Genomic DNA, 14331 nt, shown 5'->3' with positions numbered 1-14331 from the left:
GAACAGGGCCGGGCCTCTCTATCCGCCCTTATCCACCGCGACTCCCGGAGCCGCAGCGGTACATCAGCGCCTCCGCCAGGTGCTTCGTCGTCAGCTCCGTCTCCCCCGCCAGGTCCGCGATGGTGCGGGCCACCTTCAGCACGCGGCTCAGGCCGCGGCCCGACAGGTGCAGCCGCTCTGCCATGCCGGACAGGTAGGCCCGCGCGTCCGCCGACAGGACAAGGCAGCGGCGCACCAGCCGCTCCGGCAGCTCCGCGTTGCACACGAGGCCGTAGGGCGCCCAGCGCTCCTGTTGAATGGCCCGCGCGGCGATGACGCGCCGCCGGATCGCGGCGCTGGGCTCCGACGTCCCGGAGAAGGAGAGGAGCTCCTCCGGCGTCAGGCGCGGCACGTCGATCTGCAGGTCGATGCGGTCCAGGATGGGGCCCGACAGCTTGCGCCGGTAGCGCTCCAGTTCCAGAGAAGAACAGGTACACTTCACGACGGGGTCCCCGGCGAAGCCGCAGGCACAGGGGTTGGCCGCCAGCACCAGCAACACCCGCGAGGGGTAGCTCACCGTGCCGGCCGCCCGGCTCACGACGATCCGCCCGTCCTCGATGGGCGCCCGCAGGCTCTCCGTAAGGTCCCGCCGAAACTCCGTGTACTCGTCCAGGAACAGGACGCCCCGATGGGCCAGGGACACCTCCCCCGGCCGCAGGGAAGCGCCGCCCCCGCAGATGGAGACCGTGCTGGCGCTGAAGTGCACCGTCCGGAAGGGCCGCGCCCGTCCCGGCGCCTCGGAGATGCCGAGGGTGCTGCGCACCAGGAGTGTCTCCACCAGCTCCTCGTCCGTCAGCGGAGGCAGGATGCCGGCCAGGGCCCGCGCGATCAGCGTCTTGCCGCTGCCCGGCGACCCCACCAGAAGGAGGTTGTGGTGTCCCGCCGCGGCGATCTCCGCCGCGCGCCGCGCCGCCGCCTGCCCCTTGACGTCGGCGAAGTCCGGGTCCGCCGTCTCCGGCAGGTCCGGGACCTCCGCTCCCGGCACGGGTGACGGCTCCGCTTCGCCCCGCAGGCAGGCCGCCAGCTCCGCAAGCGTCTCCGCGCAGAAAGCCCTCACGCCCCGCACCAGGGCCACCTCGCCAGAGTTCTCGCGCGGGACGTAGAGGGGCACGCCGAGGCTCCGCGCCAGGAACGCCGCCGGCACGGCGCCACGCACCCGCCGGAGGCGGCCATCCAGCGCCAGCTCCCCCATGTAGACGGCCTGCGGCAGGTCCCCCAGAAGGCCCGAAGCGGTCATCATGCCGAGGGCGATGGGCAGGTCCAGGAGCGCCCCCTCCTTCGGGACGTCTGCCGGCGCAAGGTTCACTGAGACGCGGCCCTTCAGCGTCAGGCCCAGGGACCGCAGCGCGGCCCGCACGCGCTCCTTCGACTCCCGCACCGCGACGTCCGGCATCCCGACGATGGAGATGGCGAACAGTCCGCCCGTGATCTCGACCTCCACCTCGACGGGCAGGGCCTCCATCCCCTTCAGCGTCGCGCCCAGAATCCCGCTCACAGCGGAAACTCCATCCCGCGCGTCACGTCCCGGACGTGCTCCAGCCTCCAGCCCTCAGAGCCCCGCCCCACCGTGACGCCGATCAGGTCGATGCGCCAGGGGCCGTCCCAGCCCATCTCGTCCGCCAGGGTCCGGCCCGCACGGATCAGCGCGCGCAGCTTGTGCGGCCCCACGGAGTCGAGGGGCGCCTGCACCCTGCCCAACGTGCGGCATCGTACCTCGACGATCACCAGCTCGCGCTCCACCTCGTCCAGCGCCACCACGTCCAGCTCGCCGCAGCGGTTCTTCACGTTGCGACCCAGCACGCGCCAGCCCAGGGAGCGAACGTAGTCCGTGGCCCATCCTTCGGCCAGGCGACCCAGGTCTCCGGCGCTACTCATCACGCCCTCCACCGGCGGCCTCGCGGTCTACTCGGTAGACCCAGGTCAGCACTCGCGCCACCACCGTGTAGAGCTCCGCCGGAATCTCCTCCCCCAGCTCCAGCGACAGGAGCGCGGAGACGAGGGCCGCGTCCTCCAGGACGGGGACGTCCGCCTCAAGGGCGCGCTCCACGATCTTCCGCGCGATAAAGCCCTCGCCCCTGGCCGTCACCGTGGGCGCGTTCATCGTCTCCCGATCGTATTTCAGCGCGACGGCCTGATCCCGCTTCGCTTCCGCCATCACACGGTCACGTCCAATCCCCGTCCGGCCAGCAGGCGCTCTCGCATTTCCTGCGGCGCGCCACGGGAGATACCGATGAATCGGACCAGCAGGGCTGCGCCCGCCAACTCCTGCCGCAGCTCACCCCTGCGGGCCTCCAACAGGCCGCAGGCCGCTGCACTCTCGGCGGTCAGGAGGACGTTGCAGCCGCGCCCGTCCGTCTCCACGACGCCAGCCACCGCGCCGAGAGCCGACCCCGTCAGGCCGAAGCCCGCCTGCCAGTAGCGCTGGCCCTCCTCCTCCGCCGAGCGCCCGACAAAGACGCGCGCGGTCATGCCGCCCGCGGCCTCCGGCAGGGGCCAGAAGGGCGCGGCCAGCAGCATGGGGTTCACGTCCTTTCGCGGGGCCCGCATCAAGAGGGAGTGCGCCTGCAAAAAACGCGCCTTCTCCCCGTTGCCCTCCTTCATCTCGCGGAGGGCCTCTAAAGGGTCCTGTCCCTTCCTGGTCCGCTCCCTCAGCTCCCGGCGGATGCGGTTCCACATCTCCGAGGCCGCCGCCGCGTCCAGCGCCGTGTAGCCCGCCAGCAGGGACACGTTCTCCGCGGACAGGGACACTCCACGCGCCCACAGCTCGACAAGGGGCGCGATCTGGCCCTCGTCGGACCCCATGCGACGCCAGGCATCGCGGATGACGGCCAGGACCTCCCCCGAAAGGGGCATCTCCCGCGAAAGGAGCGCCGTCGCCAGCCCCCGGTCCCGTTGGGGGATCTGGGCCAGGAACGACAGTTCCTCCTTCGACAGGCGCAGCACCGGCACGCCGCCCCCCGATGCGTCCCACAGGGCGGTAAACCGCTCGCCGGGGACGAGGGTCAGAGTCGCCCTGGCCCGCAGTTCAAGGGGCGGGTTGGCGTCCTGGCCGTCGATGCGCACGGCATACGTCCCGTCCGGGTTCCCCGCCAGCACCCTGCCGGTGACCACGGTCCCCGTGCGCAGGCCAGGGGCCCGCGAAGGCGTCGCCTGGAGGGCTTCAGCCTGCTGGCCAACCGCGATCTGACCCGCGCTCGTCCGGCTCGGGTCCGTCAGGTTCTGGTTGATGAGGTTGTTTACCGGGGGCATACGTCATCCCTCCGTTCCCTCAGACCTGCCTAAATCTACTCAGTAGGTATCTTTAGCGCTGACTTCCCGCTTCTCCGAGGGTGGGTTACCAAAGGCTTACGCCCCTGACCAAAGCCTTACTCTCCATAGCATGCCCCGTTTGGCTGTTCGCCAAACAAGGGTACAGGCTAACACCGCGGAACTCGCGGCTAAAAGGGGTTTAGCTTTATATCCACAGCCGCGCCTCCGGCTCCGCAAGGCACTTCCGGCAGAAGGAGCGCCGATGTACCGGCGACGGCCCTAGGCGGCGGACGGCCTCGCGGTGCGCCGCCGTGGGATAGCCCTTGTGCCGCGCCAGCCCGTAGCCGGGGTAGAGGGCGTCCAGTCCCGTCATGACGCGATCCCGCAGCACCTTGGCCACCACCGAGGCCGCCGAGACCACCGGCGCCAGCGCGTCCGCCGCCACCAAGGGCCACTGTTCCACCTCGAGGCCGGGGACGGAGGCCGGGCCGTCCACCACCACGCAGGCCGGTTCGACGCCCTGCGCCGCACAGAGGCGAGCCACGCTGCGGCCCATGGCCCAGAGGGAGGCACACCGGATGTTCTCCCGCTCGATGCGGGCCACGCTCCCCGCCTGAGCCGCCCAGGCCGCGCCCATCGCCTGCATGGCGGCGAAGACCCGCTCCCTGGCGCGCGGGGTCATGCGCTTCGAATCCCTCAGCCCCAGCTTCAGGAGGGCCAGCTCCTGCTCCTCCGTCAGGAGGACCGCGGCGGCCACCACCGGCCCCGCCAGCGGGCCGCGCCCCGCCTCGTCCGTGCCCACCACCGGGCCACGGGCCCGAAGCGCCCCGATCAGGCGGCGCACCCGCTCCCGGTCGGCGTGGCGGGGCAGGGCGAAGTCAATCATCCGCACCCGCCCGGCCAATGGGGTCGCCGGGCAGCTCAAGCGTTGCCGGCCCCAGCCTGCCGGAGGCGAAGGCCTCCATGAGGCGGCGGGCCGCCAGCTCCATATTGACCGCTCCGCCGGGCGCGAGGCACCCCAGCCGGCGTCCGATGCGCACAAGGGTCTCCTCCGGCGTCTCGTCCAGCTCCCGGACCTCCCACTTCCCCAGCACGGCCCCGAACAGCCCCCGGCTCCGCAGGAAGCGGATGAACTGCAGCGCCGCCGCCTCGAAGCCCCCCAGGACCTCGGCCCGGGCGCAGCCCAGCCAGGACAGGACCTGATGCACGCCCGGCTCCGCGTGGGGGTCCAGGATGCCGGGGGAGTCCACCACCAACAGGTCCCCGTTCCGATACCAGCTGACGGACCGCGTCACTCCGGGGATGCCGCCGACGTGGGCCTGGGCCTTGCCCACCAGCGCATTGAGCAGCATGGACTTGCCCACGTTGGGGATGCCCATGACGGCCACGCGGAGCTCCCGATGGGGGGGGCGGCGCGCGGAGAGGGCCTTCCGCAGGGAGGCAAGGCCCTCCTTCCTTCGGAGGTCCAGCGCGCGGGCGTCCGAACCCAGCGCCTCGAGCCAGACGCCCGTGCGCTCCGGGTCCGCCAGGTCCCGCTTGGCGAGGACCAGCAGGACGGGCCTCAGTCGCGAAAAGGCGCTGACGAGGGGCGCGGACGTGGAAAAAGGCGCGCGGGCGTCGCGCACCTCGAGGATAAGGTCCAGCTTTTCGACGAGCTCTGCGAGTTTCCGACCGCCCCGGGCCATGTGGCCCGGATACCAGACCGTTCGGGCCACGTCAGCGGGGGATGCCGAGGCGGGTCAGGGGCCAGTAGCGGAAGAAGGCCGGGCCGTGGAGGTCCGACCTCCGAACGAAGCCCCAGAAGCGGCTGTCCTGAGAGTTGGGGCGGTTGTCCCCCATGACGAAGTAGCTGTCCTGCGGCACCGTGAAGGGGCGCTGGAAGAACTCTCCAGGCCGGATGCTGTAGGCGTCATGGTTCACGACGTAGGGCTCCTCCGTGGGGCGCCCGTTGACGAAGACGACGCCGTCCCGAATGTCCACCGTGTCCCCCGGAAGGCCGATGATGCGCTTCACGAAGTCCCGATCCCGGTCCTTCGGATAGGTGAACACGTAGATGGATCCGCGGGACGGCTCAAAGAACCAGTTCCAGAACTTCGCCACCAGGACGCGGTCCCCGATCTCGAGCGTGGGGATCATGGACCCGCTGGGGATCCAAAAGGCCTGCACGACAAACGTGCGAATGATCATCGCCAGGACAAACGCCCAGACGATGGTCTCAATGGTTTCACGCCACCAGGGCTTCGCTGCTTCTGCTGCCAACTCCATACGTCCTCCGTTCCCGTTCCCGGATGTCTATCGGGAACCTGCTGGGGATAATATAACGCTAACCCCTCGGAAAAACAATCTGGAAAAGGCGGGTCGGGACGGCGGGCCGCGGAGGCCACTACTTCTTGAGCTGCCGACTCCCCGGCTTGACGATGGGCTCCCCCTTCCTGCAGAGGGGACACTCCTCCTCCCGCCAGGCGGACGCTTCCATCGTCATCAGGGCGTGGAAGGGGACGCCGAAGTCCACCCTGCCGCCCGACCGGTCCACCACGGACCCCACGCCCACCACCTCGGCACCCGCCCCGCGAAGGAGCTCGACGACCTCCCGCACGGAACCGCCGGTGGTCACGACGTCCTCCACCACCAGCGCGCGCTCCCCCGGCTCCACGTGGAAGCCGCGGCGGAAGGTCATCCTTCCGTCCTCCCGCTCCGCGAAGACGTTCCGGACGGAGAGGGCCCGCGCCATCTCGTAGCCCATGATGACGCCCCCGACAGCCGGCGACGCCACGAGGTCGATCCTCTGCCCTGCAAAGCCCTCCGCCAGCGCGCGGCACAGCCTTTCGCTCTCCTTCGGGTGCTCGAAGAGCACCGCACACTGCATGTAACAATCGCTGTGCAGCCCGGACGTCAGGCGGAAGTGCCCGCGCTTCAGCGCCCCGAGGCGCGTCAAGACCTCCACCGCCAACTCCTGCGTCTTCTCCATGAAAAACGACCTCCCTGGGTAAAGTTTTCGTCCGTCTCAGCCCCGCAGGGCCTGCCGAAGGTCCTCCCGCATCCTGAGGGCCTCATCCCTGGCGGCGGAGACGAAGTCCTCCGTGCCCGCCTTCTTGTGGGCGCAGATCAGACTGCGCGAAGCGTTCACCACCGCGCCGCGACCCTGGCTGTCGAAGCAGCCCGCCAGGGACCGGCCCGTCGCCCCCTGGGCCCCGTAGCCCGGAAGCAGGAAAAAGGTGCGGGGCATCTCCCGCCGCAGCATCGCGCCCTGCTCCGGGTACGTCGCGCCCACCACCGCGCCGACCGCGCTGTAGCCCATCTCTCCCATCAGGTCCTCGCCCCAGCGGGCCGTGCTCCTCCCCACACGGAGGAAGAGCGGCTGGCCATCCTCCATCCGGACGTCCTGAAACTCCCCCGACGAGGGGTTCGACGTCTTGACCAGGACGAAAAGGCCTCGGCCGCTCCGCCCGCAGTCCTCCAGGAAGGGCTGCACGCCGTCCGTGCCGAAGTAGGGGTTCACGGTCAAAAAGTCCACCGGCGCGGGGGCGCCCTCCGCCAGGTAGGCCTCCGAGTAGGCAGCGGCCGTGGCCCCGATGTCCCCGCGCTTCGCGTCCAGGATGACGACGTATCCTAGGCGGCGGGCCTCCGCCAAAGTCTCCTCCATGCAGGCCACGCCCGACGCCCCCATCAGCTCGTAGTACGCCGCCTGGACCTTGACGCAGGGGATGAGGTCGCGCAGGGCCTCCAGGAGGGCGAAGTTGAAGGCCCGCACCGCGGAGGCCGCTCCGCCCGCCTCCAGGTAGGGGCGGGCGAAGGCCGCGGGCAGGTACTCCAGCCGCGTGTCCAGCCCAAGGGCGGTGGGGTTCCCCTTCTCCTCGATGGCCCGGATGAGGCGGTCCACCTGAAAGGTTCGCCCCGTCCGCCCTCCGGCCGTTCCCTGCGCCACCCGACACGGGGCCGGCCCTCCGCCCCGCAACGTCAATCGTGACATCTCAACGCACCTCTCCTTCCGTACTCACCGTACCTGCGTCCATCAGGACGACGCCCCGCTCGCCGTCGAACTCCGGGAGCCGGACGGCGATCCGCTCGCTCCGGGACGTGGGGACGTTCTTCCCCACGAAGTCCGCCCGGATGGGCAGCTCCCGATGCCCCCGGTCCACCAGGACCGCCAGCTGGATGCTGCGGGGCCTGCCCGACGCCATCAGGGCCTCCATGGCCGCCCGCGCCGTGCGCCCCGTGAAGAGCACGTCATCGACCAGGACGACGTCGCGGTCCGTGGCGCTGAAGGGGACGCCCCTCCTGTCGCCGGCGGCTCTCTCCGCGGCGGGGAGCCGGTCGTCGCGGTAGGAGGCCACGTCCAGGTTCCCCACGGGGACCTCCGCGCCCTCCGCCGCGTTGATGCAGTCCGCGATCTCCAGCGCCAGCGGGACCCCCCGCCGGCGGATCCCCACCAGGACGACGTTCTCCGTCCCCCGGTTCCGCTCGACGATCTCGTAGCCGATGCGCCGGATCGCCCGGCTCATCGCCTGGGCGTCCATGATGCGCGCCTTCTCCCTCATGACGGCCTCCTTCTATCGAAATGCCGGCAACGGGCACAAAAAATGCCCCGCCGTCCAGGACGACAGGGCACGACCATTCCCTCCAAAATACGCGGAACAACCGCCGCACCGCCGCCTTCTCAGCCTCTCGGGACTGAACTTAAAGGACACGTGCAACTCTTTCGCGAAAGCTCGCTGCGGGTTTCATTCTATCACGACAGCCCTCCGGGAGGCAAGGCCCTCAGGCCTGCCCGCCGCCCTCCCTTCCGTGGTTCAGGATGCGCGTCGTGGAATGCCCCTCCAGGAGCGGCAGGATGACCACCTCGTCCACGAACTCGCGCCCGGGCAGCTCCTCGGCGCGGTAGTCCCCGCCCTTGGCCAGCACGTCGGGCCGCAGGCGCGACAGGAGCTCTCGGGGCGTGTCCTCATCGAAGACCACCACCATGTCCACGGGCCTCAGGGCGGCCAGGAGCTCCCCCCGCAGGTCCTGCGGGTTCACTGGACGGCTCGGCCCCTTCAGCGCCCGCACGGACCGGTCGCTGTTCAGCCCCACCACCAGCCTGTCCCCCAGAAGCCGGGCCCGGCGCAGGCTGTCCAGGTGCCCCGCATGCAGTACGTCGAAGCAGCCGTTGGTGAAGATGACGCGCTGCCCCGCCGACTGCCAGGCCCGCACCTGCCGGACGGCCGCGTCTGCCTCCGCAACGGGGCTGAAGAGGTAGGGCGTCCGCGATCGATAGGCCTCCAAGTAGTCCCTGGCCGTGAAGGCGTAGGTCCCCGACCGCGTGATGACGAATTGCGCGGCCTCATTGGCCATGCAGGAGGCCCGCTCCGCGTCAAAGCCCGCGGCGTTGAGGGCGGCCAGCATGGCGATGACGGTGTCCCCCGCGCCGCTGACGTCGAAGACCTCCACCGGATGGGCCCGGATGTGGCGGACGGCCTCCGGCCCCAAAAGCGTCATTCCGCGGGAGGACCGCGTCACCAGGAGCCATTTCAGGCCGTTCTTCCGGCGGACCTTCTCGCCGACCTCCGCCACCGTCTTCGGATCGTTGCGGACGTGGCGTCCCCAGGTGGCGCTCAACTCCCCCAGGTTCGGCGTGGCCAGCGTCGCACCGCGGTACTTGGACCAGTCCACCCCGCGGGGGTCCACCAGCACGTGGGCGCCCCGTTCGGCCGCCATGGAGATGACGCCCTGGCACAGCTCCGGCGTGCAGTACCCCAGGCCGTAGTCGGACAGGATCACCGTGCGCACGCCACCGTCGATGGCCTTGCTCAGGAAGGCCAGCGCGTTCTCCACGCCCTCCGGAGGCAGGGGCTCAACATCCTCGAAGTCGAATCGGGCCAGCTGCTGCCCACCACAGATCAGCCGGGTCTTCACCAGGGTGGGGGTCCGGCGCGGCCAGAGCCGGGGCTCGATCCTGAAGGACTGCACGTGCCCCCTCACCTTCTGGCCGAAGGCGTCGTCGCCCACCATGCCCGCAAGCCAGACGCGGCACCCGATCCCCCGGAGGTTCGCCGCCACGTTCCCCGCGCCCCCCAGGTTGTCGGCGGCGGCCCGCGTGTCGCACACCACGACGGGAATGGGGGCCTCGCGGGACACGCGACGGGTGGACCCCGTGAGGTAGCGGTCCAGAACGATGTCGCCCAGGACAGCCACGGAGGTTTCCGCCGCCCTGCCGCTGCGCAGGAACTCTCCCAGCGCGCGCTGGGGCTGAAACGGCGCGGACACTAGAGCGCCCTCCCCGCCGGGCCGGAGGCGGCCAGAACGGGCGGGCGCCCGACGGAGAGGTAGTCGAAGCCGGCCCGCTCCATCTCCTCGCGGGAGTAGACGTTGCGCCCATCGACGACGATCGGCGTGCGCAGGAGCGACCGGAGCCGGACGAAGTCCGGCTGGCGGTAGAGGTCCCACTCCGTGACCACGGCCAGGGCGTCCGCGCCCCGCGCCGCCTCGTAGGGGTCCGGAACGTAGGTCACGTTGGGCAGGTCCCCCAGCGCCGCGCGCGTCTCCTCGATGGCGCGGGGGTCGCTGGCCCTGACGGAGGCCCCGGCGGCCAGGAGCCCGTGGATCAGGACCTGGGCCGGCGCCTCACGGGTGTCGGAGGTCTTGGGCTTGAAGGCCAGGCCCCACAGGGCGATCACGCGGCCCGACAGGTCCCCCAGGCGCCCGCGGAGCTTTTCCAGCAGGAGCCCCTTGGCGCGCGTGTTCACCTCGTCCACGGCCGTCAGGAGGTTCGGCTCGTAGCCCGTCGCCCTGGCGAAGTCCCGAAGCGCCCGCACGTCCTTGGGGAAGCAGGAGCCGCCGTAGCCGCAGCCCGCCCGCAGGAACTTCGATCCGATGCGGTCGTCCCGCCCCATGGCCTGGCGCACGCTCTCCACGTCCGCCCCCACGCGGCTGCAGATGCAGGCCATCTCGTTCATGAAGGAGATGCGGGTCGCCAACATGGCGTTGGCCGCGTACTTCGCCATCTCCGCCGAGGCGATGTCCATGAAGAGCAGCTTCGAGGGCTCCAGGAAGGAGTAGATGCGCCTCAGGGTCTCCGCGGCCTCCGGCGAGTCCGCGCCGAGGACCACGCGGTCCGGCTCCACGAAGTCCCGCAGCGCCGCCCCCTCCCGCAGGAACTCCGGGTTCGAGGCCATGTTCAGCGCGTGCCGGGCCCCCCGCGCCTCGAGCTCCTCCCGAATCCAGTCCCGGACGCGGGCGTTCGTCCCCACGGGGACGGTGGACTTCACCACGGTCAGCAGGCCGCCCGACATGCCGCGCCCGACGCTGCGGGCCGCTCCCTCGACGAAGGAGAGGTCCGCGCTGCCGTCCGGGGCCGAGGGCGTCCCCACCGTGATGAAGCAGACATCCGCCCCTTCCAGAGCCTCCGCCGCCTCCGTCGTGAAGGAGAGGCGCCCCTCGGCGGCGTTGCGCGCCATCATCTCGTCCAGCCCGGGCTCGTAGAAGGGGACCCGCCCGCTGCGGAGCGCCGCCACGCGCTCCCCGTTCGTATCCACGCACGCCACCGTACTGCCGTATCGGGCGAGGCAGGTCCCCGTCACAAGGCCCACGTACCCGGTGCCGATCACCGCAAGCTTCATCTGACGACCCCATTTCAAGTTGTTATGACAAAATCGGAAGGCGGCCCGTCACCGCATCCTGCTCTCGATACCGCGTCACGCCGAAGCGCTGGAGCGCGACGCCCTCCAGGCTGCCGAGGCCGGCCTTTCGGGCCGCGATCTCCACCTGCTGCTCCGCGGTGTCCACGCCCTCCAGGTCCGGCAGCAGCACGCCGCGCCGCCAGCCCTTCGACACGATGACGCCCCAGAGCCTGGGGTCCAGCTGCTCCACGCCCTCGACGGGCTCCGGATCCGACAGCACGTCCACCGACAGGCGGACGCCCTCCAGCTCCTCCGCCGTCATGGGGGGGAAGCGCGGGTCCCGCGTCGCGGCCGCCACGGCGTTCTCGATGATCTCGCGGTCCAGCGTCGCCTGCGACGGCGCGAGGGTCCCGATGCAGCCGCGGAGGGCGCCCCGACTCGTCTTGATGGAGACGAAACACGCCGCGGTCCGCCCCCACAGCGGCGAAGCGCACACGTCGCTGCCCCTCTCCGGCAGGGGCCTGCCGGAGAGGAGGCGCGTCACCGTCTCCCGCGCCAGGCGGACGGGGGCGGGGACCGGAGCGTCCCACGCCGCGGTGCAGTAGCCTACGCCGAAGGGTCCCTCGTAGGAGAGCACCCTCGCCGTGCCGCCCAGGGCCTCCATGAGGCCCAGCATCGCCAGGACGGACCACAGCCCGCACTGGCCGGCCTCATTGATCGTCTTGAGTTTGAGGGCGAAGATCGGCGCCGCAGAGCCCCGACGCAGGGCCTCGAGCACCGCGTCGTCGAAGGCGCGCCCCGCCTCCGGGGCGTAGCCCGAAGGGGCGGAGGGGATCAGGCGGTGCGACAGGTCGCCGCTGGCCAGCAACGCCCAGGACCGACCGTCGTCGAAGTCCGCCAGAGCCCGTCCCATGTCGAAGGCCCCCCGCGGCGAGAGCCCCGTCGGCGAGGCCGTCAGCGTCGCCGGAAGGCCTCCCCAGGCGCGGCGCAGGAAGTGGAGGGGGACCATGGTCCCCTGATCCGACGAGAGGTCGGGCAAGGACCGGTAGGAGATCGGGATGCCGCGGGGCGTCAAAAAGCCTCCCAGCACCTCTCGGTCCTCCGCGGGGGAGCGGAACCCCATCCGCACCTGCGGGGCCCCGAAGGCCGCGAAGGACCCCTCGGGTTCCGGGGCCGCGTTGAGGCCCAGGGCGCACGGCGCGCAGGGCTGATGCGGGGAGAGGACCAGCAGGACCTCCGGCGCCCGGCCTCGCACCGCCTCCGCCACCCGACCAAGACCGGCGAGCGTTTCCGCCGCCTCCGACTCTCTGCCCCGCCCCACCTCCGGGACGAGGATGGGAGGGTGCGGCATGAGGACCGACCATATCCACGGCATGAAAAAGACCTCCTGACCTTTTTGAGATGGGAGTTCACGGGGGGCGCTCCGTCCGCCGCCACTCTGCGGGCCGAGCGGTTCCGTCTAGAGGAGCCCCGAGCGCGCAGCCCAAGCTCCCAGGGCCGTAGCCGACAGGAAGAACGTGACGGCCATCTCCCCCGGACTGAGCTCCCCCGGCCTGGGAGAGGTCCTGAAGAGGTGCGCTCCGAAGGTCCTTCGCCAGGGCAGGAGAAAGGGCACCTTGCCGCAGCAGGCGTCCATCGCGATGTGCAGCAGGCCCCCCGCCAGCCAGAATCCGGCGCAGGCCCACAGGTCCCCCGACTCCCCCTCCGTCAAACCCGCCAGGGTCGGCGTCCGCCACCCCGCGCGGTTCAGGCACAGGAGGGAGAGCACAAGCCACGGGACGAACCAGTGCGTGAACCTCCGGTGCCAGCGGTTCCTGTTTCGCCCCCACAACAGCCACTCGCTGGAGTCCGGAAAGGTGGCGCCCAGGAGGGCGCAGAGGGCCGCGGGCAGGGAGCAGGTGACGGCCCCCACCAGCGTGAAGTTCACGATGCGGTGTCCGTGGCCCGTCACAGGGGTTCCTCCTTCCAACTCAATCTCGTGTCCAAAGGCGAGACGCGAACGGAGTTCGCCCGCCACCGCCTTCCACGCCCGCCGCGGCGGGGCCGACGCCCTCGCGTTCACGGCTCCGGCGCACCGTGACGCTTCGCCGCGGCCGCCCCAAAAATTCCCCCTCGTGGTATAGTTATACCATACCGCAGTCCAGCAAGGCAGCATTTTTATACTTCATTTTTATACTTTAAGGAGGATCTTACCATGAAGATTGGGGAAGACAGGAAGTACCTGAGGACCCTCGCGTGGTGGGGCGTCGTCGCCCTCGTCGCGACCCTGCTCGTCATCCGGGCCAAAACGCAGGCCCCGACGCCCCGGGCCGACGCAGACAAGCCGGTCGAGGCCGCCGCTCCCGCCCCGGTTCCCGTCGTTTCTGAGCGTGAGGTCGCCGACCAGTCCCTCACGGCCGTCCTCTGGACGAGGACCTCCGCCGAGTACCGCGCGCTGTGCCATCAGGCCTACAACGCAGCGCTGGAGCGCATCCGATGGGCCTTCGTCAGCCGCCGGAGGGAGGACAGCCCCCTGGCCCTCGTCGTGGACTGTCCGGGGGCGATCCTGGACCGCAGCCGCTCCATGGCGGACCGCCTCATCGAGGGGAAGCTCCCTGACGGAACGGAGGGCTGGGACGGCCTCGCCTCGGAGGACCTTCTGCCCGGCGCCCTGGACCTCCTGAAGGCCGCGGACGAGTTGGGCGTGGCGATCTTCTACGCGACGAACCGTCCCCTCGAGACGCAGGAGCAGGTTGACGAGGCCTTGAAGGGGCTTCAGGCCCTGGGCCTGCCCCAGGCCGGGGAGGACCACCTGCTGGCCCGCACCAGCGGAGCGGAGCCCCTCGACAAGATGCCCCGCTTCGCAAAGGTCGCTGAGGAGTACGACATCGTCCTCTACCTGGGGGACAGCGTCGACGACCTGCCCCTGGACCTGGAGGACAAGTCGGCCGCAGAGCGCTGCAGCGCCGTGGACCAGGAAGGGGAGCGCTTCGGCACGTCCTTCATCCTGATCCCCAACCCGGCCGGCAGCGAGTGGGAACGGTCCCTCGGCACCGCCTCCTCCTCCCCCGCGGACCGGGACAGGGCGCGCAGGGAGGCGCTGCGCCAGTCGTTGACGGTCCCCAACGATTGACCGGCGTTCTTTGAAAGCTCTAAATTTTTGAAAGCTCTAAAAGCGACAGGCGCCCCGCTTTGAAGGGCGCCTGTCCTTCGAGTTTCGTCGGCAGCCGTTCGCCCTTGCTCACGGGCCGTCGGTTACGCCCCTGCGGGGCAGCCCCCCTTCCAGGGGGGCCAAAACAACCGAGGGCCTAAAGCGCGCCTCTTTGCTTTGCCTCCCCTGAAAGGGGAGGTGGCCCGAAGGGCCGGAGGGGTTCGGCCAGACGACCGGCCTCACGCAAGCCGATCTTTCGGGAGGATTGCGGCGGCCGGTCGGTCGGCTGAGGGCGAAGGAAGTCCGGGGGACTTCCGT

The 14331-nt window shown here is 70.5% G+C and carries 15 protein-coding genes; 1 reads left to right on the top strand and 14 read right to left on the bottom strand.

Features of this window, described 5'->3' with window-relative positions; genetic code table 11:
* Positions 1-28: 28 nt before the first annotated feature.
* From ACK28C_RS06895 to ACK28C_RS06830, 14 genes are all read right to left on the bottom strand, one after another.
* Entirely contained in the window at positions 29-1534 is a 1506-nt protein-coding gene (locus ACK28C_RS06895) for a YifB family Mg chelatase-like AAA ATPase (RefSeq protein WP_208872970.1), read from the bottom strand.
* The gene (locus ACK28C_RS06890; protein ID WP_015556411.1) at positions 1531-1914 is read right to left on the bottom strand and encodes a YraN family protein; all 384 of its coding nucleotides are present in this window, start codon (positions 1912-1914) and stop codon (positions 1531-1533) included. Before ACK28C_RS06890 ends, ACK28C_RS06895 begins: the two co-directional genes overlap by 4 nt.
* Positions 1907-2194, bottom strand: a complete 288-nt coding sequence (locus ACK28C_RS06885; protein ID WP_015556412.1) for an EscU/YscU/HrcU family type III secretion system export apparatus switch protein — start codon at positions 2192-2194, stop codon at positions 1907-1909. The genes ACK28C_RS06890 and ACK28C_RS06885 overlap by 8 nt, the downstream gene beginning before the upstream one ends.
* On the bottom strand, positions 2194-3288 hold the full coding sequence (locus ACK28C_RS06880; RefSeq protein WP_015556413.1) for a flagellar hook-length control protein FliK: 1095 nt from the start codon (positions 3286-3288) through the stop codon (positions 2194-2196). The genes ACK28C_RS06885 and ACK28C_RS06880 overlap by 1 nt, the downstream gene beginning before the upstream one ends.
* A gap of 205 nt (positions 3289-3493) precedes the next feature.
* Complete coding sequence (locus ACK28C_RS06875) at positions 3494-4174, bottom strand: ribonuclease HII (RefSeq protein ID WP_409151975.1); 681 nt, start codon at positions 4172-4174, stop codon at positions 3494-3496.
* Entirely contained in the window at positions 4167-5003 is an 837-nt protein-coding gene (locus tag ACK28C_RS06870; RefSeq protein ID WP_409151974.1) for a GTPase, read from the bottom strand. The genes ACK28C_RS06875 and ACK28C_RS06870 overlap by 8 nt, the downstream gene beginning before the upstream one ends.
* 1 nt (position 5004) lies before the next feature.
* Positions 5005-5553: a signal peptidase I gene (gene lepB, locus ACK28C_RS06865; protein WP_015556415.1), complete on the bottom strand. Its 549-nt coding sequence runs from the start codon at positions 5551-5553 to the stop codon at positions 5005-5007.
* Between the two features lie 118 nt (positions 5554-5671).
* Positions 5672-6256: an orotate phosphoribosyltransferase gene (gene pyrE / locus ACK28C_RS06860; RefSeq protein ID WP_015556416.1), complete on the bottom strand. Its 585-nt coding sequence runs from the start codon at positions 6254-6256 to the stop codon at positions 5672-5674.
* Between the two features lie 36 nt (positions 6257-6292).
* A complete protein-coding gene (pyrF, locus tag ACK28C_RS06855; RefSeq protein WP_409151973.1) occupies positions 6293-7258 on the bottom strand; it encodes an orotidine-5'-phosphate decarboxylase in 966 nt (321 codons plus the stop codon).
* Between the two features lies 1 nt (position 7259).
* Positions 7260-7826, bottom strand: a complete 567-nt coding sequence (gene pyrR / locus ACK28C_RS06850) for a bifunctional pyr operon transcriptional regulator/uracil phosphoribosyltransferase PyrR (protein WP_409151972.1) — start codon at positions 7824-7826, stop codon at positions 7260-7262.
* A gap of 220 nt (positions 7827-8046) precedes the next feature.
* The gene (locus ACK28C_RS06845; RefSeq protein ID WP_409151971.1) at positions 8047-9531 is read right to left on the bottom strand and encodes a PfkB family carbohydrate kinase; all 1485 of its coding nucleotides are present in this window, start codon (positions 9529-9531) and stop codon (positions 8047-8049) included.
* Positions 9531-10883: a UDP-glucose/GDP-mannose dehydrogenase family protein gene (locus tag ACK28C_RS06840; RefSeq protein ID WP_015556418.1), complete on the bottom strand. Its 1353-nt coding sequence runs from the start codon at positions 10881-10883 to the stop codon at positions 9531-9533. Before ACK28C_RS06840 ends, ACK28C_RS06845 begins: the two co-directional genes overlap by 1 nt.
* 22 nt (positions 10884-10905) lie before the next feature.
* On the bottom strand, positions 10906-12258 hold the full coding sequence (gene amrA / locus ACK28C_RS06835; RefSeq protein ID WP_409151970.1) for an AmmeMemoRadiSam system protein A: 1353 nt from the start codon (positions 12256-12258) through the stop codon (positions 10906-10908).
* 84 nt (positions 12259-12342) lie between these two features.
* On the bottom strand, positions 12343-12834 hold the full coding sequence (locus ACK28C_RS06830; protein ID WP_208872979.1) for a metal-dependent hydrolase: 492 nt from the start codon (positions 12832-12834) through the stop codon (positions 12343-12345).
* A gap of 243 nt (positions 12835-13077) precedes the next feature.
* On the opposite strand from ACK28C_RS06830, the gene ACK28C_RS06825 reads away from it, so the two are divergent.
* The gene (locus ACK28C_RS06825) at positions 13078-13995 is read left to right on the top strand and encodes a 5'-nucleotidase, lipoprotein e(P4) family (RefSeq protein ID WP_409151969.1); all 918 of its coding nucleotides are present in this window, start codon (positions 13078-13080) and stop codon (positions 13993-13995) included.
* Positions 13996-14331 lie beyond the last annotated feature (336 nt).

The sequence above is a fragment of the Fretibacterium fastidiosum genome (assembly GCF_964642095.1).
GTDB lineage: Bacteria > Synergistota > Synergistia > Synergistales > Aminobacteriaceae > Fretibacterium > Fretibacterium fastidiosum.
The sequence above is the reverse complement of the archived record's forward strand: the minus strand, read 5'-3'. Positions and strand labels throughout refer to the sequence as shown.

Bases quoted from the DNA above. Each gene is read 5' to 3' on its own strand.
- lepB (WP_015556415.1), bottom strand. From the start codon at position 5,553: ATGGAGTTGGCAGCAGAAGCAGCGAAGCCCTGGTGGCGTGAAACCATT.
- pyrR (WP_409151972.1), bottom strand. From the start codon at position 7,826: ATGAGGGAGAAGGCGCGCATCATGGACGCCCAGGCGATGAGCCGGGCG.
- ACK28C_RS06880 (WP_015556413.1), bottom strand. From the start codon at position 3,288: ATGCCCCCGGTAAACAACCTCATCAACCAGAACCTGACGGACCCGAGC.
- amrA (WP_409151970.1), bottom strand. From the start codon at position 12,258: ATGCCGTGGATATGGTCGGTCCTCATGCCGCACCCTCCCATCCTCGTC.
- ACK28C_RS06840 (WP_015556418.1), bottom strand. From the start codon at position 10,883: ATGAAGCTTGCGGTGATCGGCACCGGGTACGTGGGCCTTGTGACGGGG.
- pyrF (WP_409151973.1), bottom strand. From the start codon at position 7,258: ATGTCACGATTGACGTTGCGGGGCGGAGGGCCGGCCCCGTGTCGGGTG.
- ACK28C_RS06875 (WP_409151975.1), bottom strand. From the start codon at position 4,174: ATGATTGACTTCGCCCTGCCCCGCCACGCCGACCGGGAGCGGGTGCGC.
- ACK28C_RS06885 (WP_015556412.1), bottom strand. From the start codon at position 2,194: ATGGCGGAAGCGAAGCGGGATCAGGCCGTCGCGCTGAAATACGATCGG.
- ACK28C_RS06825 (WP_409151969.1), top strand. From the start codon at position 13,078: ATGAAGATTGGGGAAGACAGGAAGTACCTGAGGACCCTCGCGTGGTGG.
- ACK28C_RS06890 (WP_015556411.1), bottom strand. From the start codon at position 1,914: ATGAGTAGCGCCGGAGACCTGGGTCGCCTGGCCGAAGGATGGGCCACG.
- pyrE (WP_015556416.1), bottom strand. From the start codon at position 6,256: ATGGAGAAGACGCAGGAGTTGGCGGTGGAGGTCTTGACGCGCCTCGGG.